Origin of the sequence: Streptomyces sp. NBC_01314 (assembly GCF_041435215.1) — a bacterium.
In the GTDB taxonomy this organism is placed as follows: domain Bacteria; phylum Actinomycetota; class Actinomycetes; order Streptomycetales; family Streptomycetaceae; genus Streptomyces.
In genome coordinates this window covers 2,273,746-2,296,316 of record NZ_CP108394.1, presented here as the reverse complement: position 1 = coordinate 2,296,316, position 22,571 = coordinate 2,273,746, and the positions used below count along the sequence as shown (strand labels likewise).

Here is a 22,571-nt window from a genome sequence, read left to right as displayed (position 1 = left end):
GCAGGGAAACACTGCAGGTACGCACTGAAGGAAGTTGCCGCAGGATCAACGCCCCTCAGCCGACGACGAGTCACCGGTACTCGGTATTCCGGGGATCGTCTGCGACCTAGGTCAGGACTCCTTCAGACAGGGCCTTGAACACGCGCGTACGTACCTGGAGGCCTGCGCCGCTGCCGGAACGGCTCGTGTCCCGGCAGCGGTGTCATTTCTCAACGCGTCGCGGTCAGAGCTCCCATACTTGATCCGGGTCGTCCAGTGCCGCCCGGACCTGCGAGAGGTCTCCGATGTCTGCGAGCGGCGAGCTCTTGGCGATGTCGACGATCCCCCGCACGACGGTCTGCAGCACTTCGCCGTTCCCCTCGTCGAGTGCCCTGTCCAGCCGGGTGAACATCTCCTCGTAGATGTTGCGTCGTTCCGCGAATGCCTGTGCGAAGTAGTCCTTGAGGATGGCTTCAGCGGCCCGGATCCGAGCGACTTCCGTGGCTTCGTAGGCCTCCAGCCGGGCTCTCTTGGTGCTCTCAACCTCGTGAATGTGGATGCACTCTCGGGTGGCATCGACAATCTGGTTCAACGCAGCGAAGCCGTCCATCGCCCGAACGGAGCCCTTGGCCGCGTTGACGACCTTGCCTACATGCACCTTGGGCCGGTCAGTCATCCTGAGTCTCCTCGGTCAAGGGTCTGTACCTGATGGTGAGGTTTGCGCTGCGCTCGTCCAGCTTGCCTTCACTGTCGACAATCGGAGTCGCTGCCACGTCGCGGACCGCCATGGTCAGTGTCATGGCCCGCTGGAAGCGCGCGGCGTGCCTCGGCGGATCGAACGGCTCGGACTCCAGAAGCTCCAGCGCGTCGAGCGCTCGGAAGGTGAGGTCCGTGAGAAGCCCGCGCAGCTCCGCGGCGCGGGCGTCGACGCCCTTCAGACGGGCGTCCGTCTCGTCAAGCTCAGCCATTGCCACGGCGATCTGCGCCTCGAACTCTCTCGCCCGGGTGATCGCCTTCGTGCCTTGACCCTTGACGACCAGGCCACCGACAAGCAGCGCGGGACCGATGGTGACGAAGTTGAGCGCCGTGGCTCCCAGGGCCATCCCGCCGCCACCCGATGCAAGCGACCCACCGCCCAGGAAGGCGAGGGCCGCACTCTCGGCCGCGGCACCCGTCAGGCCGGAGATCGCCACTCCGGTGCTCGCGACTCCGAAGCTGCTCGCTGCCGCCGTGATCCCAGCGCCCGCGCCCGCTCCCGCCGCCGCGGATCCGAGAGCCCCGCCGATCCATGCCACCGCGTCGACATCGAGGCCGCGAAGCCCGGGCATCTTGGTCATGGTGGCGTCGACGCCCTCCACCAGCAGCCGCTCGCTCTCGCGCACCTGTCGCTCGTGGCGACGCAGGAAGTCGCCCATGCGTACGACGACGTCGGTGAACGCCTGTCTCTGCTGCTCCCCCAGTGCCTCAAGGGCAGTGTTCGTCGCCGCCAGTGCGTCCTCGGTCTGGGCTCGGCGTCGCTCGTAGCCCTGGCCCGCCTCCTTGAGCCGGTCCCTCGAACGCTTCAGGTCGTGGAAGCCTTTGCCGCCGAGGATGGCCCCGCTACCACCGGTCGCCACCCCGACACCAATGAGCAGGACGGGTATGAAGAATGGCACGATCTCCCCCTTGGTACCCCATGACCCTGGGCGAACCAGTAACTTCAACCGTCTGTCCCCGTTGCTGGGTGCGGCGGAAGGGGCCACGCGTGCTATGGATGCGCCTTGTTGGCGCTTCAAGCATGGCGGTAGCTTGTTAGCGCCGTCAACGCGCTTGCGTGATTTCCGAGGATCCGAATTTGTGTACGCACTGGGGGTGCCGGGCCGGTCGAGCGATCCCGCCAAGGTGCTGCTACTGGGCGCCTCGGTTGGGCCGTTGAGTGCTTCAGTCGGCCACTACCGCAACTCCTGTCCGTCCTCGGGCGGCTTCGCGGTCCGGCGCGGCTCGTCGCGCCGGACGATAAGGGCCCGTACGTCGACACGCCCCGACGGCGGGGCCTGGGGCGGCCGGATGCCGGCCTCGTCGAGTTCCCGCTCGGTTGCACGCGAATCGGCGCCGCTCAGGGCCGCGATGGCGACGGCCCGCACCCCGATGCGCCCGGCCCGATAGGCCTCGACGGCCCGCTCCATGATCCGGCGCGGCGGACGCACGCGCGCCGCGGTCTCGCACTCCACGACGTACCGGGGACCCCAGCCGTAGGCCCGCGTCAGCTCCCGGCCCAGCTCATCCGATTGCTGGGGCGGTCCTCACTTCGGGGCTGTCGATCTCGGCCCAGGCGGTCCTGCCGCTCGGCGGGTACGGCTCCACGCCCCAGCGGTCGGCGCTTGGAAGCCCGTTGCCGCGTCGGCGCCGTTAGCCTGTCGGTATGTCAGAGCGTGTCATGTCCGGTCGCACGGACGGCCTGATCACCCTGAGTGTCGCGGACGCTCTGTGGGTCGATCTGACGGCCGACAGTGCTGTGCCGACGGCTTCTGGGGCATTCACCTGCTCTCCTGCCCATGCCCGGGTGGGGTACGTCCTGCTCGGCGGCCATGTGGTGGCGACGGTGAGGGCGAGCGGCGGTCAGTGGAGTGTTCCGGAGGGTGAGGTGCGCCGGGCGGCCGCGGAACTGAACGCGGTGGGGATGGATCGGCAGGACCTGGTCCGCATCGGTCCGTTTCGTGGGGCGCCGAGGCAGGAGTGCGACGAGGAGACGCCGCTGCGTTGGCGCCGACGCATCACGGGGGAACTGCGGGAGCCGGGCGGCCCCGAGCGGGCAGCACGACGTGACCTCGGCCGGCCGTACCATCTGGCGGGGATCGACTGGCGACAGTTGCTCGTGGAGCAGACCCGCGACGGGACGCAGCGGACGTGGTGGCTGCCGCGCGCCATGGTCAGGCTGCTCGACGCGGCCGAGCACGCCGAAGCGCAGTGGGTGCAAGCCGCGCGGACCCGCCGGGCAGGCGCAGCCGCCACCGAGCCGCCCTCCCACCCCGGGCGGGCCCGAGACGCCGACGGTCGGCGAGACGTCGACGGTCGGCGGACGACGAGCCCCGAGGGTCCCGCCGCCTCACCGCGCCCGTACAAGGCAGAGCTGGAAGGCCAGCTGTACTCGGTGCTCAGCAGGAAGCCCGGTACCTCCCGCAGGGTGGCCGGGTGGGCGTGCGCCGTCTGCCGCGGCGCGCCCGCCGCGGTCCTCGACCACTGCCACGAACACGGCTACGTCCGCGCCCCCGTCTGCCAGTCCTGCAACACACTGGAACGTCCCGACCACCTGTACAGCAACGACATCCGGGTGGCGAACCGCTACACACGCCTCTTCCACACCGACACCGACGACTGGCTCCGCCACTGGCACCGCTGCCCCGGCTGCCGCGCCCGCACCACCCTGCCCCTGCCGCACCTCGCCGCATGGACCGCCCACATAGCCTGCCGATCACTGCGCCCGACCCACCGAGTCCCCCGCGGGCGCACGCCGTGCGGTGTTCTGCGCGTGTCCTGGACGGGCAGTCAGAACGCGCCCCGTTCCTGCCTGCTCACTGTCGCCGTCGACTGCTGCCCCTCCGGCGAGCACCGTGTCCTGGCGCGAGTCCCCTACCGCGAAGCCGTCGAGCGGTTTCGCGTCTGGTTGGCCGAGACGGCCCCTGCCGTGGCCGCCGCGGCCGGTCCTGACCGCGTGGACGACCTCCCTGCCCAGTCCCGGCCAGTCATCGCGGACACCGGCGGCGAGGGCCTGGCACTGTTCTGAAAGACGTCCATCGGCGGGCGGCGCCGCGTGCTGTACGCGGACAGAGGGTCGTCGGCATCCATGGTGGGACCGCGCGGGATGGCTGGTTCGGGGGTCCGGGTCAGCGGTGCTTGCCCATGCGCTCGATGGTCTCAGGCCGCCGGCACTGGGTTGGCACTCGCGGGCGGACCATTCCGTGGGCCATGAAGTGGCCCCGCTCGGCTACGGAGGATCCCGGCCGGGGCCGTGACGCGACTGTCAGGCGCGGGCCTGGACGACGAGCGTGCCGATGTGCCCGGCTTTCGGGGCATCCACCACCGTCGCCTCAGCGGACGTGAAACCAGCCCGGAACAGGTGCCGCTCCCACACTGCGGGCTTGTAGCTGTACCGGTACGTGAACATGGCCTTCCCCGCGAACCCGCCCTTGTACATGCCCTGCGGCCCGTAGGCGCCCGGGATGGCCGGCGGCTGGGAGAACACGAAGACGCCGCCCGGGACGAGGTGCTTGTGGACGAGGGGGAAGAGACGGGACGGGTCGGTGAACCAGGCCGCGCCGAAGATGGAGTACACGGCGTCGTACCGCCCCTCGTCGGCGGCGAGCCAATCGACGATCTCTCCCGGCTCGATCCGCACCCCGAGCGGCGCCCACCTCTCGCCCGCGAGCGCCACCATGCGCGGCGACAGGTCGACCCCGGTGGCCTTGACGCCTTGTTGTGCGAGGTGGGCGAGGGCGCGGCCGGTGCCGCATCCGATCTCCAGCACGGTCTCCGGGCTGCCGAGGAGTTCGGGGCCGGGGCCGTGGCCGGGGTACTGGGTCCAGCAGAATGACGGCTCGGCGTCGTCCTTGAACGCGGACTCGGCGTATGCGTCCCACAGTTCGGTCTCGGCGGCGATGTCGTGCGGTACGGGCACAGCTGTTCCTCTGGTCGTCGGGATGCGGGAGCCCCCGCCCTCGGGGAGCCGTGAGGGCGGGGGCGACTGTAGCCGGGGTCAGTGGCTGTCGGGGACCTTGTCGTCGCACGGTGAGCAGTCCGTGCCGTCGATGGCCCACAGCTCCTCGTCGATCGCCCAGCCCTGGGAGCGGAGGAAGTCGCCGGTGCGCAGGCACAGGCCGTCGCGGCGGCGTTCGATGAACGGCGCGTGGTGCTTGAACCGACCGCCGTTGTACAGGCGGCAGATGCCCCACCAGACGGGGGTGTCGAGGATGAGCTGGTGGACGCCGATGTCGACGAGCTTGCCGACGCCCAGGTGGACGTCGGGGTTCTCGATGGAGCCCATGACGTACGTGACGGCGTTGCCGAGGATCCGTTCGGCCATGTCGCGGACCATGGTGTGGTCGCGCAGGAGCAGGGAGACCTCGCGGTCCCACAGGCTCATGCGTGCACCGGGCCGTGGCCGAGGGTCGGCACCCTCACCGTGTGCCCGCCGCTCACCGATCGCCACCACCGCGGCGGGACGCGGGCGGCAGCGACAGGACATCAGGCACGCGTGGGAAGTGCGGGGCGCAGTCCCGGCACGCGTACACCGTGAAGCCGGGACCGGAGCCCTGGTGCACCTCGGAGACGACGACCGGCGCATCGGTGATCGCACAGCAGCGCACACACATGCGCACCGGCGCACGCGTCCCACCCGGGGCCGCCTCGGAACGCTCGCTCTGCTCGCTCACCGGGCCACCGCCTCAGCGCCGAGCACATGCAGGTCAAGATCGATGCCAAAGTCCGCCGCCAGAACCATGGCGACACGGCGCTGCCGCTGCCGCGCCCGCTCACACTCCTGCTCAGCGACAACGACATACGGTCGGACCACGGCCGTCGCCTCGCCGGGCAACGGCTCTTCGAGGCCGTACGGCGACCGGCGCACCGGAGGCCACGGCGCGGGCGGGCGGGGCACCTCCGGCATACGAGCGAGGGTTTGCCCGGCGGGGCGTGTGTCCGCCCTACGCCTGCCGGTACCGGGCGCGAACAGGCCCAGGATCCACAGCGCGAAGGCGTGGATAATGCTCACTGTCATCAGCTCCTCAGAGGCTGGTGGCCATGCCCCCGGACCGGTCGGACGGTCGCGGGGGTCTTTCTGTCTGGACGGTAGCCCTGAGGACGGAGGCTTGTCTACCTATGTCTAATAGAAGCACCTGTATGTAGATGGACAAGCAGGGCTGTACCTCATTGCTTACGGTCAGACCCATGGGTGAGATCGACTACGGCTCGTACATCCCGCCGTACCAGCAGATCGCGGCGGAGATCATCGCCGACATCAAGAGTGGGGCGCTCCAGCCGGGCCGTGCGATCCCCTCCGAACCGCAGCTTGTGCAGCGATACGGCGTCGCACGCGCCACGGCCCGACGCGCAGTGGCGTACCTCCGAGATCAGGGGTACGTCTTCACGATCGCGCACAGAGGCAGTTACGTCTCGCTCGACCTTGCTGAGCGTGGCCTTCTGCCCGAGCCGCCCGTCGAGGCGTCTGAGGCTGACGAATCCGCCGACTGACGTATGACGCATGGAGTCCGGCCCGGTGTGCCCTGGCGACTCTGCGCCCGTTCATGGCCACTCCACCGAACGCGAACGCATCAAGGATGCCTAACTCCGCAGTCGGACGTGAGGAGTGGGCGCGGTTCGTGGGGTTCGCGGCGGAGGCCTGAGCGGCGCGGTCGTGTGAGGAGGCGGTCCTCGCGGGGCGTGTCGCACCGCCTCCTCACTTTGATGGCGCAAGTGGGGTCGGGCGTCTTGTCGCTTGGGTGACGGACGGTCCGCACGGCGAGGGGCTGAGCGGCGACCCCGTCCAGCGTCACGAGGCCGCCCCACGCCAGGGCGGCCTCGTGACAGGGGCGGGCTAGGCGACGCCCTTGCGCACCTCGTCCAGCCGCACCGGCCGGTGCTCCGCCACCGACAGGGTCGCCGCCTCGGCGATCCAGCTGGCCTCGATGGCGTCGGCGACGGTGCAGGGGGAGGTGCGGGTGCCGGCGACGACCTCGGTGAAGGCGATGAGTTCGGCGCGGTAGGCGGGGGCGAAGCGGTCCATGAAGAAGTTGTGCGGGGGGCCGGCGGGGAAGGTGACGCCCGGCTCGGCGGAGCGCAGGGGGAGCTGGGTGTCGAGGCCGGCGGCGATGCTGTCCTTCATGCCGTGGAGTTCCAGGCGGACGTCGTAACCGCGGGCGTTGTGGCGGGAGTTGGAGATGACGCCGATCGTGCCGTCGTCGAAGGTGAGGAGCGCGGAGGCGGTGTCGACATCGCCGGCCTCCTTGATGAAGGCCGCGCCGCGGTTGCCGCCGGTCGCGTAGACCTCCACGACCTCCCGGCCCGTCACCCAGCGGACGACGTCGAAGTCGTGCACCGCGCAGTCCCGGAAGATACCGCCCGAGGACGCCACGTAGCCGGCCGGCGGGGGCGCCGGGTCAAGCGTCGTGGAGCGCACCGTGTGCAGCTCGCCGAGTTCGCCGTTGAGGAAGGCCTCCCGTGCGGTCACACAACCCGCGTCGAAGCGGCGGTTGAAGCCGATCTGGACCTGCACGTCACTGGCCTGGACGGCCCGCAGCACGTCGAGGCTCGCCTCGATCGTCTTGGCCACCGGCTTCTCGCAGAACACGGGGATGCCCGCCTCGACCGCGGCCAGGATCAGCCCCGGGTGCGCGTCCGTCGCGGCGGTGACCACGACTCCGTCGATCCCGGAGGCGAACACGGCCTCGGGCGAGTCGGCCACCGTCGCGCCGAACTTCTCGGCGGCGGAGGCGGCGGCCGCGGCCAGCGGGTCGGAGACCACCAGCTGCTCCACGACGTCGAGCCCGGCGAGAGTCCCGGCATGGAAGGCGCCGATACGGCCCAGCCCCAGAATGCCAATGCGCATGACGAGTGTCCCTTTCGGAAAGTGCAGATGTAGCAGATGTGACGGGAGGGGAAGCAGGTCAGTCAGTCGGAGGTGCCCAGGACGTTCTGGTCCCAGTCGATCACCGAACCGGTCACCACGCCGCTGCGGGCGGACAGCAGGAGGACGACGAAGTCGGCGATCTCGTCGACCTGACCGAGCTTGCCCATCGGCAGGCTCGCGGCGGCCCGCTCGCGCCAGTCGTCGCCCGCGCCGTGGAAGTCCCGCTGGATCGCGTCCTCGCCCTCGGTCTCCGTCCAGCCGATGTTGAGGTCGTTGATGCGGATGCGGTCCCAGCGGTGGGCGTGGGCCGCGTTACGGGTGAGGCCCGCGAGGCCGGCCTTCGCGGCGGAGTAGGGGGCCAGGTGCGGTGGGCCGCCGTGCGCGCAGTTGGAGCCGATGTTGACGATCGTGCCGGGCGCCTCGCGGGCGACCAGGTGCTCCACCACCGCCTGCATGGCGAAGAAGGGGGCGCGCAGGTTGATCGCGATGTGGGCGTCGAACAGTTCGGGCGAGGTGTCGAGGAGCGAGCCCCGGGAGGTCAGACCGGCCGCGTTGACGAGGCTGTCGACCCGCCCGTGGGCCGCGATCACCTGTTCCACGGCGCCGCGCACCTGCGCCGGGTCCGCCAGGTCGGCCCGCACGAAGGTGGCGCCGGTGTCCGCCGCGAGCTTCTCGCCGACCTCGGCCCGGCGGCCCGTGAACGCGACGGTCGCGCCCTCGCGCAGGGCCGCCCGGACGATGCCCGCGCCGACGCCCTGGCTGCCGCCGTTGACGAGGACGACCTTGTCCTTCAGTAGTGCCATGTGAGGGCGTGTCCTTTCGATCGGCTCCCGGTCGGCTCCGGCGGGCCGTGCCGGAGCCTGTCACGGTCCAAGCCGTACGGCTTTCCCAGTCCACGGTCCAAGCCGTACGGGCTTTCCCAGCGCCGTCGCCTCTGTCAGTGTTGGGGCGCGGGGGCCCTCGTACAACCCGCAGCCGACCATCAAAAACCCATCATTCGGCCCACCGCCCGACCACCGCCCGACCACCGTCGGTCCACGGCCGGACCACCGCGAGATCCGGGACGCACCGCCATGACACACCCCTACACGATCCGTGAGATCGCCCGTCAGGCCGGGCTGAGCCAGGCCACGGTCGACCGGGTTCTCAACGGCCGGGGCGGGGTGCGCGAGAGCACCGCCCGCGAGGTGCACCAGGCCGTCAAGGACCTGGACCGGCAGCGGACGCAGGTGCGCATCGGCGGCCGTACGTTCATGGTCGACATCGTGATGCAGACCCCGGAACGGTTCTCCACAGCGGTGCGGGAGGCGCTGGAGGCCGAGCTGCCGTCCCTTCATCCGGCCGTCGTGCGGTCCCGCTTCCACTTCCGGGAGACGGGGTCCGCCTCGGAGATGGTGAGGGTGCTCGACCGGATCGGCCGGCGCGGTTCGCAGGGCGTGATCCTCAAGGCGCCGGACGTCCCGGAGGTGACCGCCGCCGTCGGACGGCTGGTCGCGGCCGGGGTGCCCGTGGTCACCTTCGTGACGGACCTGCCGAGCAGCCCGCGCGGCGCGTACGTCGGCATAGACAACAGGGCCGCCGGGGCGACCGCCGCGTATCTGCTCCGGCAGTGGCTCGGCGACCGGCCGGGTGCCGTGCTGGTGACGATCAGCCGCAGCTTCTACCGCAACGAGGAGGAGCGCGAGATGGGCTTCCGCGGGGTGATGCGGGCCGTCGAGCCGCGGCGGACCCTCGTCGAGGTCAACGACAGCGACGGCCTCGACGCCACCCAGCGGGACCTCGTCCACGAGGCGCTGAAGCGGGAGCCGGGGATCGCCGCCGTCTACTCGATCGGCGGCGGCAACACCGCGACACTCGACGCCTTCGTCGCGCTCGGCCGCGAGCCGCACGTCTTCGTCGCCCACGACCTCGACCACGACAACACCCGGCTGCTGCGCGAGCACCGTCTCTCCGCCGTGCTCCACCACGACCTCCGCCAGGACGTACGCCGCGCCTGCCAGATGATCATGCGCGCCCACCAGGCACTCCCCGACGAGGGCCCGTTCCTCCCGTCGGCGATCCAGGTGGTGACGCCGTACAACATGCCGCCGGGGGCCGGGGCGGTCACCGGCTAGCCCCGGAGGGGGCGTCGGTTCCCGCCCGGAAGGTACGTCGACACGTCAGCGGCGGTACTCCGATCGCCGCCTGTACGTGCAGGTGTAGGTGCCGACGCAGTGACGTGCCCGTGGCGAATCCGACGTGGCCGGTGATCTCGTCGACCGGGAGGTCGGTGGATTCCAGGAGGTGGCGGGTGCGGGCCACGCGTTGCTAGGCGAGAGAGCGAGCGGGCCGGGACTCAGGCCGACCTAGTCGTCGAAGCGGCGGGCGAAGGTGCGCAGGCTCATCCGGACGTACTGGGCGAGGCGTCGACCACGCGGCCTTCCCGTCGGCCGAGGCCGCCAGGGCACACGCTCACGGGGAGACCGACCGGACGAGGCAAGACCGTTCTCACGGTTCGTTGAGCAGGGCCCGTACGAGGTCGGCTCGCGGTGAGCCCGTCGGTCAGCTGGAGACGAGCTCGGCGGTCCGGCGCTCTGCGGGGGCCATCACGGCCACGCTCACCGTCTCGTTCACGGCCGCCGGGGCCGTCGGCACGTTCCGGCCCTCGCGGTGGCGGAACAGCCAGGCGATGTCCCGCCCGAACGACCAGAGCAGCGAGCCCAGCGCCAGTGCGACCAGGCCGAAGCCGGCCGCGTACGGCAGCAGGCCGGAGGCGGCGACCAGCAGGAAGACGCCCTGGACCGCGGCGACCGTCTTGCGGGCCATGCTGTGCGGGAGGGAACCGTTCAGCCACGGCGCGACCTTGGCGGCGGCGACGAAGACGTACCGCATGAGACCGATCAGCAGCACCCACGGGCCCATCGACATGGAGACGTACACGCTCAGCACCAGGATCAGGAACGCGTCGACCTCCATGTCGAAGCGCGCGCCCAGCGCGGTCGAGGTGTTCGTGCGCCGGGCCACCTTGCCGTCGACGCCGTCGAGGATGAGTGCCACGGCGGTCAGGCCGACGAAGAGCGAGACGGGCGGCGAGCTCTCGAAGGAGTCGGCGACCAGGGCGGTGACGGCGCCGACGAGTATCGCCCTGCCCAGGGTGACGCGGTTGGCGGGGCCGAAGGTGCGGGTCCGGGTGCGCAGCAGGGCGCGGTTGAGGACGGCCCAGGTGGCGAGCCCGAAGGCCAGCCCGGTCAGCCAGCCCGCCGGGCCCAGTCCGATCGCCGTGCCCAGGAAGGCGAGGAGCAGCACTTGGGCGCCCGCGCCCACGGTCGTCTCCGAGAGCAACAGCCGGCCGTTGTATGTGTTGATCAGGGCCACCGCATACCTTCCGAACGTGTGACAAGTGGATCATCGCCGCGTACCGTGTCCGCGACTTCCACCGCTGCGTACGTGGCGAACCGCCCGACCGTTCACGGAGACGCACATGAAACCGACAGCCAAGGCCTTCTGGCTACGCTCCCCGGGACAGGGTGAGATCCGCGAGGAGACGCTCGTCGAACCCGGCGAGAACGAGGTGCTCGTCCGTGCGCTGTACTCAGGAGTCAGCCGGGGCACCGAGACGCTCGTGTTCCGCGGCCAAGTGCCCGAGAACCAGCACGCGACCATGCGCGCGCCCTTCCAGGAGGGCGATTTCCCCGCTCCCGTGAAGTACGGCTATCTCAGCGTCGGGCGGGTGGAAGAGGGGCCGGACGCACTGCTCGGCAGGACTGTTTTCTGCCTGTATCCGCACCAGAGTCACTACGTCGTGCCCGTGAGCGCCGTCACGGTTGTGCCGGAGTCCGTGCCCGCGGCGCGGGCCGTCCTGGCCGGGACCGTGGAGACCGCCGTCAACGCCCTGTGGGACGCGGCTCCGCTCATCGGGGACCGGATCGCCGTCGTGGGCGGCGGCATGGTCGGCTGCTCGGTCGCCGCGCTGCTCGCCCGCTACCCGGGCGTGCGCGTCCAGTTGGTCGACGCCGACCCGGCGCGCGCCGGCGTCGCCCGCGCGCTCGGCGTCGACTTCGCGCTGCCCGAGGACGCGTTGGGGGAGTGCGACCTCGTCGTGCACGCCAGCGCCAGCGAACAGGGACTCGTCCGCTCCATCGAACTGCTCGCCGCCGAGGGCACGGTCATCGAGCTGAGCTGGTACGGCGACCGCCGGATCGCCCTGCCGCTCGGCGAGGCCTTCCACTCGCGCCGGCTCACCATCCGCAGCAGCCAGGTCGGAACCGTCTCCCCGGCCGGGCGCGTCGGACGTACGTACGCGGACCGGCTGGCGCTCGCCCTCGAGCTCCTCGCCGACGCCCGCTTCGACGCACTGGTCACCGGAGAGTGTGCCTTCGAGGAGCTCCCGGACGTCATGCCGAAGCTGGCGAGCGGAGAACTGCCGGGGATTTTGTGCCACCGGGTCCGCTACGGTGCCGAGTGAGCCGGAGGTCGAGCGTTCTGGGTTGTCCCACCCGCCCCTGAACTGCCCGAACGGAACATTGACCTCCAAAGAAACCGCAAAACTCGGCTGAACAACGGGTAGGGAGCAGCCGTACTACACGGCATGCCCCGGCCCGGGGGCAGACGTACCGCACTGGAGGGTCGTCCGTTGTTCAGCATCACCGTCCGCGATCACATCATGATCGCCCACAGCTTCCGCGGGGAGGTCTTCGGACCCGCGCAGCGCCTTCACGGCGCCACGTTCCTCGTGGACGCCACCTTCCGGCGCGCCGAGCTGGACGACGACAACATCGTCGTAGACATCGGGCTGGCCACGCAGGAGCTCGGTGCCGTGGTGAGCGAGTTGAACTATCGCAACCTCGACAACGAGCCCGTCTTCGCCCACACGAACACCTCGACGGAGTTCCTGGCCAAGGTGATCGCGGACCGCCTCGCCGAGCGGATCCACAACGGCGCCCTGGGGGAGAACGCCAAGGGCATCGCGGGAATCACGGTCACCCTGCACGAGTCGCACATCGCCTGGGCGAGTTACGAGCGTGCTCTGTGACCGACGTGACCATCGACCGGGCGGCCGTCGGCACCAGCGCCCAGGCAAACGGGGGAGAGCAAGTGAGGCTCGGCTATGTGCCCGTGCAGAACGCGGCGCTGAAGAACGCGGCCATCGTTCCGATGTCGCTGCGTTCCCTGCACTTCGTGATGCCGGGTGGCGTGGACGACCTGGCCCGGCCCAGCGGCGGCAACGCCTACGACCGCCGGATCTGCCTCGACCTGCCGGGCTTCGGCTGGCAGGTGCACAAGCACGCGATCGACGGCAGCTGGCCCAGCCCGTCCGAGACGGCACGCGCCGAACTCGCCCGTACGCTGCGCGAATTTCCCGACGGCACGGTCGTCCTCCTCGACGGCCTGGTCGCCTGTGGCGTCCCCGAGATCATCCTCCCCGAGGCCGAGCGCCTCTGCCTGGCCGTGCTGGTGCATCTGCCGCTCGGCGACGAGACGGGTCTGGAGCCCGAACTCGCCGCCGAACTCGACGCCAAGGAGCGGGCGACCCTGCGGGGTGTGTCCGCCGTGATCGCGACCAGCGAATGGGCCGTCCGCAGACTCGTGTCACACCACGGGCTCGCCCCCGAGCGGGTCCATGTCGCCGCCCCCGGCGCCGACATCGCACCCCTCGCCTCCGGCACCGACGGCGTCTCCCGGCTGCTGTGCGTGGCCGCGGTCACCCCGCGCAAGGGGCAGCACCGGCTGGTGGAGGCTCTCGCGACCGTCACCGAACTGCGCTGGAGCTGTGTGCTGGTGGGCAGCCTCGACCAGGAGCCCGAGTACGTCGACCACATCCGCACGCTGATCGCGAAGTTCGGGCTGGAGGACCGGTTCCACCTCGCCGGACCGCAGGCCGGCGCGCGACTCGACGCCAGCTACGCCGCCGCCGACCTGATGGTCCTCACCTCCTACGCCGAGACATACGGCATGGCGGTCACCGAAGCCCTCGCGCGCGGGATCCCCGTCCTGGCCACGGACGTCGGCGGTCTCCCCGAGGCCGTCGGCCGAGCCCCCGACGGCGGGGTCCCCGGCATCCTCGTACCGCCGGAGAACCCGGCGGCCATCGCGGCGGAGCTGCGCGGCTGGTTCGGGGAGGCCGACGTACGGCGTCGGCTGAAGGCCGCGGCGCGCGGGCGCCGGGCCGCGCTGGACGGGTGGGCGACCACGGCCCGTAGCCTCGCCCATGTACTGGGACGGTTGCGGCACGAACCTCGGAGGGCGGCATGACCACTTCTGCCGATATGACCGCGTCCGCGGGTGGGCCACTGTCCGTGGGTGGCACCGCCGCGGCGGGTGCGTCCGCTTCCGGGGCCGCGCTGAGCATGGCGGGGCGCGGTGGTGACACGCCGGCACCCGAGGGGCACCAGTACGCGCCGCAGTGGCTGGAGTTGCGCGAGAGCGCCGACGCCGACGCCCGCGCGGCGGATCTGCTGGACCCGCTGCGGATCCGCCTCGCGAACCTGCCCGGCCGGGCCACCGGGCTGACCGTCCACGACCTGGGCTGCGGCACCGGCTCGATGGGCCGCTGGCTCGCGCCCCGGCTGGACGGCGCCCAGCGGTGGGTGCTGCACGACCAGGACCCGAATCTGCTGCGGCTGGCCGTCGCGCGGGCGCCCCGCGCGGCCGCCGACGGCAGCCCCGTCACGGTCTCCACGCGGCGCGGCGACATCGGGCGGCTGACGGCGGACGACCTGGCCGGCGCCTCGCTGGTCACCGCGTCCGCGCTGCTCGACGTGCTCACCCGCGAGGAGATCGAGGCGCTCGCCGCGGCCTGCGCGGGCGCCGGGGTCCCCGCCCTGCTGACCCTGTCGGTCGTGGGACGCGTGGACGTCGTTCCCGCGCATCCCATGGACACCGAGATCGCCGAGGCGTTCAACGCCCACCAGCGCGCGAGCGATCTGCTCGGCCCGGACGCGATCACCACGGCCTGCGAGGCCTTCGCCCAGCAGGGCGCCACGGTCCGGGTCCACCCGAGCCCCTGGCAGCTCGACACGCGGCACACCGCCCTCACCGAGGAGTGGCTGCGCGGCTGGGTCGGTGCCGCCTGCGACCAGCGCCCCGAACTCACCGGGCGCGCCGACGCCTACCTCCGCGACCGCCTGGAGGCCAACGCGGCCGGCGAACTCCGCGTCGTCGTCCACCACAGCGACCTCCTGGCCCTGCCCCGGCCGACGGGCGGAGTGTCATGACGGCGCCGGCGGAGGAGACGGTCGCGGCCCACCCGCCGGCGACGGAGGACCGCGTACGCGTACGTCCACGCGGAGTCCGGGCCCGCGTGAGGGCGAGCACGCCCGGGGCGCGGGCGAGGGTACGCGCGCTCACACCCGGCGCGGGCCCGCGCGACCTGCCTGCCGCGGCGGTGGAACCGGGCACGGACCTGCGCGGGGCGGCCCCGGACGAGGGTTCCGAAAGGGGCTCGGCGGCGACGTCCCCGGCCGCGGCGGCCGGCCGTACCGCGTCGCCGACGGCCGCCTCGGACGTGGGCGCCGACTCGGTTACGCCGATCCTCGGTGCGACCTCGCTGTCGATCACCGCCTCTGAGGCCGCCTCCGACTCGTCCATGCCGCACCGCCCTACGGCGGTGCCCGTCGCGACGCCGGACGCCACCTCACCGGAGGCCCCCTCGACCGAGGCCTCCGCCCCGCCCCGCCCCGGTGCCAAATTCACCCGTGCCCTGCGCACCCACTTCGGCACGCTCGCCGGAACGGTCATCCTCGCCGTCGTCTTCTGGCGGATGGGTACCGGCGTGTTCGTGGACGGGCTGCGGCGGATCGACGTCGGGACGCTGGCGGCGGCGGTCGGGATCGGCGTGTTCACCACGGTGTGCAGCGCGTGGCGCTGGTGCGCGGTGACCCGGGCGCTCGGGATCAGGCTGCCGCTCGGGCCGGCCGTCGCGGACTACTACCGTGCACTGTTCCTCAACGCGGCACTGCCCGGCGGTGTCCTCGGCGACGTGCACCGCGCGGTGCGGCACGGCCGGAGTTCCGGGGACATGGGCCGGGGCGTGCGTGCGGTGGTGATCGAGCGTACGGCGGGCCAGTTGGTGCTGGCAGCCGTGGGCGTAACGGTTTTGCTGGTGCTGCCGTCGCCGGTGCTGGAGCAGACCCGTCACGTGGCGGGTGTGGCCGTGCTCGTCGGGCTCGGCGCGCTGGCGATCTGGGCGGCGGTCCGGATGGGCCGCAGGCCGAGCGCGGCAGGAGGCCGGGGCCGCAGGGTCAGGGCCGCCCTCACCGAGGCGCGCGGCGCGCTGCTGAACCGCGACAGCGGCCCGGCCGTGCTGGTCTCGTCGGTGGCGGTACTGGCCGGATACGTGGTGACGTTCCTGCTCGCCGCACGCGTCGCCGGGTCCGCCGCGACCCCGCTGGAGCTGCTGCCCCTCGCGCTGCTGGCCCTGATCGCCATGAGCCTGCCGCTCAACGTCGGCGGCTGGGGCCCCCGTGAGGGCGTCACCGCCTGGTCCTTCGGCGCCGCCGGTCTGGGCGCCTCCCAGGGGCTGACCGTGGCCATCGTCTACGGTGTGCTCAGCTTCGCGGCCGCCCTGCCGGGGGCCCTCGTGCTCGTCGGACGCTGGTACGGCTCCCTGCGGGCCCGCCGTCAGCCGACGGCCGAGGCGGGTGCCGACGGCGCCTCGGGCGGAACCGTTCCCTTGTCCCAGGTGTCCGAGGTGACCAACGAGAAGTACGCCCCGAAGGATTCGACGAACCCTGCCAGCAACTCCTTCCCCTTTTCGGCTGATGCCAGGGACGGACGGCCGATGACACCGGAATCGGTGTAGGCCGACATACCGAGGGAGAGGAGATGACGGCGGTCGTCGGCAAGGAAATCGGTGGTCTCGTGACCGGGCCGGACCAATTCGGGGTGGCAATGCAGAAGTATGGAGGTCTCTATTTCTCCCGCATGCATATCGCTGAGCAACGAGGTCTGTACGCCCGCCCGTTCGCGGGCGGATTCCCAGTCCTCCATCGCCGGGAAAAGCGCCATTCGATGTCCCGCCGCGGTGGATTCCTGGACGACATTGCCCAGAACGTAATTCCCGCCGTGTCCGTTCACCACCACCAGCGCCTCGACGCCCGACCGGCGCAGGGACGCGGCGATGTCGCGGACCATCGCGTGCAGGGTCGTCGCGGAAATGCTGACGGTGCCCGGCCAGGCCGCGTGCTCGTGCGAGCAGGCGATGGTCACGGGCGGCAGGAGATGCACCGGATACGCGGCCGCTATCTCCCTGGATATGGCGCAGGCGACGAGTGTGTCGGTGGCCAGCGGCAGATACGGGCCGTGCTGCTCGTAGCTGCCGACGGGAAGCACCGCGACCTGTCGGCCGGCCTCCGCCCCCCGCGCGCGGACGTCCGCGGTGGTGTCCGTCGGTACAAGACTCGAACTGCTCATCTTTTCAAGGCCTCTCGTCTCTGCTGATGCTCCGTCATTTTCGCATGACGCCAGGGCTTACCAGATTGGAATCAGATCATGACAGAAAATGTTGGTGTACTCGGCACGAACGCCCAGTCCTCCGGCGCCGTACGCGTGGTGAACGCCCCCCTGCCCACGACCTATGGTGACTTCGAGGCCGTAGGTTATCTCGACCAGGACCGCGGCGAGGAACAAGTGGCGTTGGTGTACGGCGACATCAGCGGCGGTGAGGGAATTCTCATACGGCTGCACTCGGAGTGCCTGACCGGTGACGCGTTCGGTTCCCAGCACTGCGAATGCGGCGAGCAGCTGGACAGCTCGCTCCGGGCGATAGTCGCCGAGGGGCGCGGCGTTCTCGTCTATCTGCGCGGCCACGAGGGGCGCGGTATCGGCCTGCTGGCGAAGCTCCAGGCGATGAAGCTCCAGGCGGAGGGCCTGGACACCGTCGAGGCGAACCTCGCCCTCGGGCTGCCGGTGGACGCCCGCGACTACCGGGTGGCGGCCGAGATGCTGCACGACCTCGGCGTACGGTCGGTCCGGCTGATGTCGAACAACCCGCGCAAGCGGGAGGCGCTGCTGCGCCACGGCATCGCGGTCTCCGAGCAGGTGCCGCTGCTGATCACGCCGTGCGAGGACAACATCACCTACCTGCGCACCAAGCGGGAGCGGCTCGACCACTACCTGCCGCACCTGGACGCGGTGGTCCACTCGTCCTGAGCTCCGGGGTTCGCGCGGCGGCCCGTTCCGGAGGCGACCTACGGCTCCGACATCGGCCGCCGCGCCCGCCCGGAGCCGCGCACGCACTGTTCCTTCGGCAAGTACGGGGGTGCTCCGCATGAACGTTCGCCCGCGGTGGAAGACCTGACTCCGTCGGGCCATCCGACCTCGGTCGGCCGAAAGGAGCGTTCGTGATCCGCAGCGCACGGGTCGTCGTCATCGGCGGAGGCGTCATCGGGACGAGCATCGCCTACCATCTGGCCGCCGCCGGAGTGGACGACGTCGTCCTCGTCGAACGCGACGAACTGGCCTCCGGATCGACCGCGAGGGCCGCCGGCGGGGTCCGCGCGCAGTTCTCCGACGAACTCAACATCCAGCTCGGCGCCCGCAGCCTGGAGGCGTTCGGCCGCTTCAGACAGGAGCTGGGCCACGACATCGGACTCCACCGGGTCGGCTACCTCTTCCTCCTGACGACCCCCGACGAGGTCGCCCAGTTCGAGGCGGGCGTACAGCTCCAGAACGACCTGGGTGTGCCCAGCCGCATGGTCGACCCCGCCGAGGCCCAGCGGCTCTCCCCGCTGATCTCCACCGAGGGTTTGCTCGCCGCCGCGTTCTCGCCCGACGACGGGCACTGCACCCCCGAGTCCGTGGTTCACGGCTACGCCGCCGGGGCCCGCCGCCACGGGGTGACCGTGCTGCGCAACTGCGAGGTCGTGGGCATCGAGACCTGGCGGGACACGATCACCGCGGTGGTCACCAGCAAGGGCCGTATCGTCACCGACACGGTCGTGTGCGCGGCCGGCGCCTGGTCCCGGTCCGTCGGCGCCATGGTGGGTGTGGACCTCCCGGTGGAGCCCCTGCGCCGCCAGATCGCCGTCACGGAAGCGGTCCCCGGCCTCCCGCCGAACCTCCCCATGACGATCGACTTCACCAGCAGCCTCTACTTCCACACCGAGGGCCCCGGCCTCCTTCTCGGCATGTCCGACCCGGACGAACGGCCCGGCTTCGCCACCGACACCCACGACCGCTGGATCCCCCGCCTGTACGAGGCCATGGAGCGCCGCGCGCCCGGCCTGCTCGACCTGCGCCGGACGGGCGGCTGGGCAGGCCTGTACGAGATCACGCCGGACCACAACGCCCTGATCGGCGAGGCCGGTTCGTGCTCCCGTTTCCTCTACGCGACCGGGTTCTCCGGCCACGGATTCCTCCAGGGTCCGGCGGTCGGCGAGGTGGTCCGTGACCTGTACCTCGGGCGCGTACCCTTCGTCGACATCAGCCCGCTGAGCGTCGACCGGTTCACGGCCGACTCCCTGCGCCCGGAGGCCAACCGCGTATGACCGATCTCCACTTGTGGCTCCGCCACGAGACCCGCGCCACCGAACGCCGCACCCCGATCGTGCCGTCCGACGCCCGGCGGCTCGTCGGGAGCGGAGTACGGATCACCGTCGAGGACTCCCCCCAGCGGATCTTCCCCGTGGAGGAGTACGAGGAGGCGGGCTGCCAGGTCGCCGACCCCGGCTCATGGGTGTCGGCGTCGGCGCGAGCGGTGATCGTGGGCCTGAAGGAACTACCCGACGCGCCGGTCGAGCTGACCCACCGTCATATCTTCTTCGGGCACGCCTACAAGGGGCAGCCCGGTGCCGGGACACTGCTGCGCAGGTTCGCGGCCGGGGGCGGCGCGCTGCTCGACCTGGAGTATCTGGAGGACGACCGGGGACGCAGGCTCGCCGCCTTCGGCTTCTGGGCCGGCTATCTGGGCGCGGCCCTCGCCGTGCTCCACCACCGGGGCGTCCTGCGGGCCCCACTGCGGCCCACGTCCAAGGAGGCGATGGAGGCCGAACTCCGCGCGTCGACCGGTGACGTGAGCGCGCTGGTGATCGGCGCCCTGGGCCGCAGCGGCCGGGGTGCGCGCGCGGCGCTCGCCGAGGCGGGCGTCGAGCCGACCTGCTGGGACCTGGCCGAGACCCGCGACCTGGACCGACCGGCCCTCCTGGCGCACGAGTTGATGGTCAACACGGTTCTGACGACCAGCCCGGTCCCGCCCTTCCTGACGGACAAGGACCTCGACGGCCCGGACCGCGGGCTCAGGACGCTCTGCGACGTCACCGTCGACGTCGGCTCACCGATGAACGTCCTGCCGGTCTACGACACGACCACGGAATGGGACCACCCCGTACGGCGGCTGCGCGAGCACCCTCCGCTCGATCTCATCGCCATCGACAACCTGCCCTCCCTGCTGCCCCGGGAGGCGAGCACCGACTTCTCGGCCGCGCTGCTGCCGCAGTTGCTGGACTTCGAGACCGGCGGGGCGTGGGGCCGCTGCCTGGACCGATTCCGTCAGGTGAGCGTCGAACTGGGGCTCACAGAAAGGTAGTTGCCCGATGACCGAGGTGGTCCCCGCGAGCGGTACCGTCCACTGGGTCGGTGCCGGCCTGTCCACGGGCAGCGGCCTGGCGGCGCTGTGCGACACCGCCGCCCGGGTGCGGCTGTGGCACCGCACCGAGGAGCGTGCCGGGCGGGCCCTGGCCGCGCTGGGCCTGGCGGACCGCGCCGAGCCCCGCGCGTACACGCTGCCGGGACTGGCGGCCGAGCTGGTCCCCGGGGACATCGTGGTCTCGATGCTCCCGGCCCCGGAGCACGGCCCGCTGCTTCACGCATGTGTCGGGGCGCGGGCCCACTTCGCCTGCTCCAGCTATGTCTCGGACGCGGTCCTGGAGCAGGTACCGGCGGCCGGGGCCGCGGGGGTCACCGTCCTCACCGAGGCGGGCCTCGACCCGGGCCTCGACCACCTCTTCGCACACAGCCTGATCACTCGGGCGACCGCGGCGATCGGACCGCGGACCGCCGCCTCCTACACCCTCACCTCGTACTGCGGCGGCGTCCCGGCCGTGCCCAACGACTTCAGGTACCGCTTCAGCTGGGCACCGGCCGGTGTGCTCAACGCCCTTCGCTCGCCCGCCCGTTACATCGAGGACGGCGCCGAGACGACGGCCGACCGTCCCTGGACGGCCACCCGCCCCCATGTCATCGACGGCGAGACCTTCGAGGCCTACCCGAACCGCGACAGCGTCCCCTTCGTCGCCCAGTACGGCCTCCCACCGGCCTGGAAACCGAGGACCTTCGTCCGCGGCACCCTCCGCCTCGACGGCTGGCTCACCGCCTGGGCGCCGGTCTTCGCGGAGCTGGAAGCCGGCGACGACCAGCGCATCGCCGCGCTGGCGGGGGAGTTGGCCGCCCGCTATCCGACCACCGACACGGACCGCGACCGAGTCGTCCTGGCCGTCTCCCTCGACGTGCGGGCAGGTTCGGGCGAGCACTGGTCCGGCCGCTACCTCCTCGACACCGTCGGCACGAAGGAGGAGAGCGCGATGGCCCGCCTGGTGTCCCGCCCCCTCGCCCTGGGAGTGGGCCACATCCTGGACGGCTCACTGCCGGCGGGCCTCAGCCGCGCGGCGGAAACAGGCGGGCGATCCGAGACATGGCTGGCCGAACTGGCCCAGTCCGGTGTGGAGTTCAGGTCGCGGACCGACTAGGAGGTGTGGTCCGCCCCTGTTCGGGAGCGCGGGGGTGTGTCCGATATACGGCTCCCCCGCGCGGGCGCGACAAGCCCTGCCCACCCGCGGTCATGCCACCGGGCTCAGCCCACCACGGCCTCATGCACCAGCCGCTTCAACTCCGGATACACGGAGAACGAGGACCTCCTCCGTACCTGCGTCATGAACTGAACGGTCAGATCACGCCGCGGATCCACCCAGAAGATCGTCGTCGCGGCGCCGGTCCAGCCGAACGTGCCCAACGAGGACGGGCATTCGGTCACGGAGGGGTCGATGACGACGGAGACCCCGAGTCCGAAGCCGACGCCCACATTGCCCGGCTGCCGGTGGAACGCACTGCCGTGGGTGTGGATGTCGGCGCCACCCGGCAGCTGGTTGGTGGCCATCAGGTCGACGGACTCGGCGGAGAGCAGCCGTACGCCGTCGAGTTCGCCGCGGCGCCGCAGGAACTCGGCGAAGCGGTGGTAGTCCCGGGCGGTGGCGGCCAGGCCGCCGCTGCCGGAGAGGAAGCGCGGCCGGCCGCGCAGCGGCAGACCGGGAACGGGCGCGATCGAGCCGTCCTCCTGCTCGCCGTACAACTCGGCCAGCCTGCCGCCCTGTTCGGGGGTGACCTGGAAGCCCGCGTCGGTCATGCCGAGCGGGCCGAGGATCCGCTCGGCGAAGAACTCGTCGAGGGCCTGCCCCGACACCACCTCGACGATCCGGCCGAGGACGTTGGTGGAGACGGAGTAGTTCCACTGCGAGCCCGGCTCGAACTGCAGGGGAAGGCGCGCGTACTGGGCGCACGTCTGCGCTAGATCGGCACCCGGCCGTACGGAGTTCTCCAGGCCCGCGTCGCGGTAGAGCGCGTCGACGGGGTGGTCGTAGTAGAAGCCGAACGTCAGGCCCGAGGTGTGGGTCATCAGATGGCGGACGAGGATCGGCTGCTCGGCCGGGCGGGTCCGGACGTCGGCGCCCGCACCGGACTCGTACACGCGCGGCTCGGTGAATTCCGGGAGGTAGCGGGAGACCGGGTCGGTGAGCGACAGTTTCCCCTCCTCGATCAGTATCAGTGCGGCGACCGACGTGACGGGTTTCGTCATGGAGTAGACCCGCCACAACGTGTCGGTCTCGACGGGGAGTCGTGCCTTGCGGTCGCGCTGTCCGTACGTCGTCAGGTGGGCGACGCGACCGCCGCGGGCGAGGGACAGCAGGTAGCCGGGCAGCCGGCCCTCGTCGACCTGAAGGGCCAGGTACGTGTCCAGACGGGCCAGGGTCTTCGGGTCGAGGCCCGCCTCGCGCGGCTCGACCTCTCGGCGCAGTCGTTCCAT

At 71.3% G+C, this 22,571-nt stretch carries 23 protein-coding genes and 2 pseudogenes; 12 read left to right on the top strand and 13 right to left on the bottom strand.

The features are described 5' to 3' along the window. Nucleotides 1-223: 223 nt before the first annotated feature. The 3 genes from OG622_RS10225 to OG622_RS10215 form a co-directional block, all read right to left on the bottom strand. The gene (locus tag OG622_RS10225) at nucleotides 224-655 is read right to left on the bottom strand and encodes a hypothetical protein (protein ID WP_371575032.1); all 432 of its coding nucleotides are present in this window, start codon (nucleotides 653-655) and stop codon (nucleotides 224-226) included. Then, entirely contained in the window at nucleotides 648-1,634 is a 987-nt protein-coding gene (locus OG622_RS10220) for a hypothetical protein (RefSeq protein WP_371575031.1), read from the bottom strand. Before OG622_RS10220 ends, OG622_RS10225 begins: the two co-directional genes overlap by 8 nt. 276 nt (nucleotides 1,635-1,910) lie before the next feature. After that, on the bottom strand, nucleotides 1,911-2,165 hold the full coding sequence (locus tag OG622_RS10215) for a hypothetical protein (RefSeq protein WP_371575030.1): 255 nt from the start codon (nucleotides 2,163-2,165) through the stop codon (nucleotides 1,911-1,913). A 215-nt stretch (nucleotides 2,166-2,380) separates the two neighbouring features. Here OG622_RS10215 and OG622_RS10210 point away from each other — a divergent pair, with 215 nt between their 5' ends. After that, complete coding sequence (locus OG622_RS10210) at nucleotides 2,381-3,742, top strand: endonuclease domain-containing protein (RefSeq protein ID WP_371575028.1); 1,362 nt, start codon at nucleotides 2,381-2,383, stop codon at nucleotides 3,740-3,742. 237 nt (nucleotides 3,743-3,979) lie between these two features. Here the strand turns inward: OG622_RS10210 and OG622_RS10205 are convergent, their stop codons facing one another. From OG622_RS10205 to OG622_RS10190, 4 genes are all read right to left on the bottom strand, one after another. Beyond that, nucleotides 3,980-4,633: a class I SAM-dependent methyltransferase gene (locus OG622_RS10205; protein WP_371575026.1), complete on the bottom strand. Its 654-nt coding sequence runs from the start codon at nucleotides 4,631-4,633 to the stop codon at nucleotides 3,980-3,982. Nucleotides 4,634-4,711: 78 nt separating this feature from the next. Then, on the bottom strand, nucleotides 4,712-5,098 hold the full coding sequence (locus OG622_RS10200) for a hypothetical protein (RefSeq protein WP_371575025.1): 387 nt from the start codon (nucleotides 5,096-5,098) through the stop codon (nucleotides 4,712-4,714). Nucleotides 5,099-5,150: 52 nt separating this feature from the next. Next, on the bottom strand, nucleotides 5,151-5,387 hold the full coding sequence (locus tag OG622_RS10195) for a hypothetical protein (RefSeq protein WP_371575023.1): 237 nt from the start codon (nucleotides 5,385-5,387) through the stop codon (nucleotides 5,151-5,153). Continuing rightward, nucleotides 5,384-5,731, bottom strand: a complete 348-nt coding sequence (locus OG622_RS10190; RefSeq protein WP_371575021.1) for a hypothetical protein — start codon at nucleotides 5,729-5,731, stop codon at nucleotides 5,384-5,386. The genes OG622_RS10195 and OG622_RS10190 overlap by 4 nt, the downstream gene beginning before the upstream one ends. Before the next feature lie 170 nt (nucleotides 5,732-5,901). Here OG622_RS10190 and OG622_RS10185 point away from each other — a divergent pair, with 170 nt between their 5' ends. Then, the gene (locus tag OG622_RS10185) at nucleotides 5,902-6,204 is read left to right on the top strand and encodes a GntR family transcriptional regulator (RefSeq protein ID WP_371575019.1); all 303 of its coding nucleotides are present in this window, start codon (nucleotides 5,902-5,904) and stop codon (nucleotides 6,202-6,204) included. A 343-nt stretch (nucleotides 6,205-6,547) separates the two neighbouring features. Here OG622_RS10185 and OG622_RS10180 read toward each other — a convergent pair whose 3' ends face one another. Both OG622_RS10180 and OG622_RS10175 read right to left on the bottom strand, forming a co-directional pair. Next, nucleotides 6,548-7,558 carry a Gfo/Idh/MocA family oxidoreductase gene (locus OG622_RS10180; RefSeq protein WP_371575017.1) on the bottom strand — a complete coding sequence of 337 codons (1,011 nt, stop codon included), beginning with the start codon at nucleotides 7,556-7,558 and terminating at the stop codon, nucleotides 6,548-6,550. A 62-nt stretch (nucleotides 7,559-7,620) separates the two neighbouring features. Continuing rightward, entirely contained in the window at nucleotides 7,621-8,382 is a 762-nt protein-coding gene (locus tag OG622_RS10175) for an SDR family oxidoreductase (RefSeq protein WP_371575015.1), read from the bottom strand. A 270-nt stretch (nucleotides 8,383-8,652) separates the two neighbouring features. Between OG622_RS10175 and OG622_RS10170 the strand changes: the two genes are divergently transcribed. After that, nucleotides 8,653-9,693 (top strand): LacI family DNA-binding transcriptional regulator, encoded by a 1,041-nt coding sequence (locus OG622_RS10170; protein WP_371575013.1) that lies wholly within the window; start codon nucleotides 8,653-8,655, stop codon nucleotides 9,691-9,693. Here the strand turns inward: OG622_RS10170 and OG622_RS10165 are convergent. Together OG622_RS10165 and OG622_RS10160 are read right to left on the bottom strand one after the other, a co-directional pair. Further along, nucleotides 9,683-9,981 (bottom strand): annotated as a pseudogene (locus tag OG622_RS10165) (helix-turn-helix domain-containing protein); the annotation flags it as partial. The gene OG622_RS10170 and the pseudogene OG622_RS10165 overlap by 11 nt on opposite strands. A 139-nt stretch (nucleotides 9,982-10,120) precedes the next feature. Continuing rightward, nucleotides 10,121-10,933: a CDP-alcohol phosphatidyltransferase family protein gene (locus tag OG622_RS10160; protein ID WP_371575011.1), complete on the bottom strand. Its 813-nt coding sequence runs from the start codon at nucleotides 10,931-10,933 to the stop codon at nucleotides 10,121-10,123. A gap of 106 nt (nucleotides 10,934-11,039) precedes the next feature. Between OG622_RS10160 and OG622_RS10155 the strand changes: the two genes are divergently transcribed. The 5 genes and pseudogenes from OG622_RS10155 to OG622_RS10135 all read left to right on the top strand — a co-directional run. Then, nucleotides 11,040-12,023: a zinc-binding alcohol dehydrogenase gene (locus OG622_RS10155; RefSeq protein ID WP_371575009.1), complete on the top strand. Its 984-nt coding sequence runs from the start codon at nucleotides 11,040-11,042 to the stop codon at nucleotides 12,021-12,023. Nucleotides 12,024-12,191: 168 nt separating this feature from the next. Then, a complete protein-coding gene (locus OG622_RS10150) occupies nucleotides 12,192-12,590 on the top strand; it encodes a 6-pyruvoyl tetrahydropterin synthase family protein (RefSeq protein WP_371575007.1) in 399 nt (132 codons plus the stop codon). After that, entirely contained in the window at nucleotides 12,587-13,810 is a 1,224-nt protein-coding gene (locus OG622_RS10145; RefSeq protein ID WP_371575005.1) for a glycosyltransferase family 4 protein, read from the top strand. Before OG622_RS10150 ends, OG622_RS10145 begins: the two co-directional genes overlap by 4 nt. After that, on the top strand, nucleotides 13,807-14,772 hold the full coding sequence (locus tag OG622_RS10140) for a methyltransferase domain-containing protein (protein WP_371575004.1): 966 nt from the start codon (nucleotides 13,807-13,809) through the stop codon (nucleotides 14,770-14,772). The genes OG622_RS10145 and OG622_RS10140 overlap by 4 nt, the downstream gene beginning before the upstream one ends. Continuing rightward, nucleotides 14,769-16,064, top strand: a pseudogene (locus OG622_RS10135) (lysylphosphatidylglycerol synthase domain-containing protein); the annotation flags it as partial. The gene OG622_RS10140 and the pseudogene OG622_RS10135, both read left to right, overlap by 4 nt. Before the next feature lie 113 nt (nucleotides 16,065-16,177). Here the strand turns inward: OG622_RS10135 and OG622_RS10130 are convergent. Continuing rightward, entirely contained in the window at nucleotides 16,178-16,969 is a 792-nt protein-coding gene (locus tag OG622_RS10130; RefSeq protein ID WP_371575002.1) for a creatininase family protein, read from the bottom strand. A 78-nt stretch (nucleotides 16,970-17,047) separates the two neighbouring features. Between OG622_RS10130 and ribA the strand changes: the two genes are divergently transcribed. From ribA to OG622_RS10110, 4 genes are all read left to right on the top strand, one after another. Beyond that, the gene (gene ribA / locus OG622_RS10125) at nucleotides 17,048-17,707 is read left to right on the top strand and encodes a GTP cyclohydrolase II (protein WP_371575001.1); all 660 of its coding nucleotides are present in this window, start codon (nucleotides 17,048-17,050) and stop codon (nucleotides 17,705-17,707) included. Nucleotides 17,708-17,898: 191 nt separating this feature from the next. Continuing rightward, the gene (locus tag OG622_RS10120; RefSeq protein ID WP_371574999.1) at nucleotides 17,899-19,044 is read left to right on the top strand and encodes an NAD(P)/FAD-dependent oxidoreductase; all 1,146 of its coding nucleotides are present in this window, start codon (nucleotides 17,899-17,901) and stop codon (nucleotides 19,042-19,044) included. Then, nucleotides 19,041-20,081 (top strand): saccharopine dehydrogenase, encoded by a 1,041-nt coding sequence (locus OG622_RS10115; protein ID WP_371574997.1) that lies wholly within the window; start codon nucleotides 19,041-19,043, stop codon nucleotides 20,079-20,081. Before OG622_RS10120 ends, OG622_RS10115 begins: the two co-directional genes overlap by 4 nt. A 7-nt stretch (nucleotides 20,082-20,088) precedes the next feature. Next, complete coding sequence (locus OG622_RS10110) at nucleotides 20,089-21,240, top strand: saccharopine dehydrogenase family protein (protein ID WP_371574995.1); 1,152 nt, start codon at nucleotides 20,089-20,091, stop codon at nucleotides 21,238-21,240. Between the two features lie 104 nt (nucleotides 21,241-21,344). Here the strand turns inward: OG622_RS10110 and OG622_RS10105 are convergent, their stop codons facing one another. After that, nucleotides 21,345-22,571: a serine hydrolase domain-containing protein gene (locus OG622_RS10105; protein ID WP_371574993.1), complete on the bottom strand. Its 1,227-nt coding sequence runs from the start codon at nucleotides 22,569-22,571 to the stop codon at nucleotides 21,345-21,347.

Excerpts from the sequence above, each read along its gene's own strand:
- OG622_RS10225 (WP_371575032.1), bottom strand. The coding sequence starts at position 655 with ATGACTGACCGGCCCAAGGTGCATGTAGGCAAGGTCGTCAACGCGGCC.
- OG622_RS10210 (WP_371575028.1), top strand. The coding sequence starts at position 2,381 with ATGTCAGAGCGTGTCATGTCCGGTCGCACGGACGGCCTGATCACCCTG.
- OG622_RS10200 (WP_371575025.1), bottom strand. The coding sequence starts at position 5,098 with ATGAGCCTGTGGGACCGCGAGGTCTCCCTGCTCCTGCGCGACCACACC.
- OG622_RS10190 (WP_371575021.1), bottom strand. The coding sequence starts at position 5,731 with ATGACAGTGAGCATTATCCACGCCTTCGCGCTGTGGATCCTGGGCCTG.
- OG622_RS10185 (WP_371575019.1), top strand. The coding sequence starts at position 5,902 with ATGGGTGAGATCGACTACGGCTCGTACATCCCGCCGTACCAGCAGATC.
- OG622_RS10180 (WP_371575017.1), bottom strand. The coding sequence starts at position 7,558 with ATGCGCATTGGCATTCTGGGGCTGGGCCGTATCGGCGCCTTCCATGCC.
- OG622_RS10175 (WP_371575015.1), bottom strand. The coding sequence starts at position 8,382 with ATGGCACTACTGAAGGACAAGGTCGTCCTCGTCAACGGCGGCAGCCAG.
- OG622_RS10170 (WP_371575013.1), top strand. The coding sequence starts at position 8,653 with ATGACACACCCCTACACGATCCGTGAGATCGCCCGTCAGGCCGGGCTG.
- OG622_RS10155 (WP_371575009.1), top strand. The coding sequence starts at position 11,040 with ATGAAACCGACAGCCAAGGCCTTCTGGCTACGCTCCCCGGGACAGGGT.
- OG622_RS10140 (WP_371575004.1), top strand. The coding sequence starts at position 13,807 with ATGACCACTTCTGCCGATATGACCGCGTCCGCGGGTGGGCCACTGTCC.
- OG622_RS10130 (WP_371575002.1), bottom strand. The coding sequence starts at position 16,969 with ATGAGCAGTTCGAGTCTTGTACCGACGGACACCACCGCGGACGTCCGC.
- ribA (WP_371575001.1), top strand. The coding sequence starts at position 17,048 with ATGACAGAAAATGTTGGTGTACTCGGCACGAACGCCCAGTCCTCCGGC.
- OG622_RS10115 (WP_371574997.1), top strand. The coding sequence starts at position 19,041 with ATGACCGATCTCCACTTGTGGCTCCGCCACGAGACCCGCGCCACCGAA.
- OG622_RS10110 (WP_371574995.1), top strand. The coding sequence starts at position 20,089 with ATGACCGAGGTGGTCCCCGCGAGCGGTACCGTCCACTGGGTCGGTGCC.
- OG622_RS10105 (WP_371574993.1), bottom strand. The coding sequence starts at position 22,571 with ATGGAACGACTGCGCCGAGAGGTCGAGCCGCGCGAGGCGGGCCTCGAC.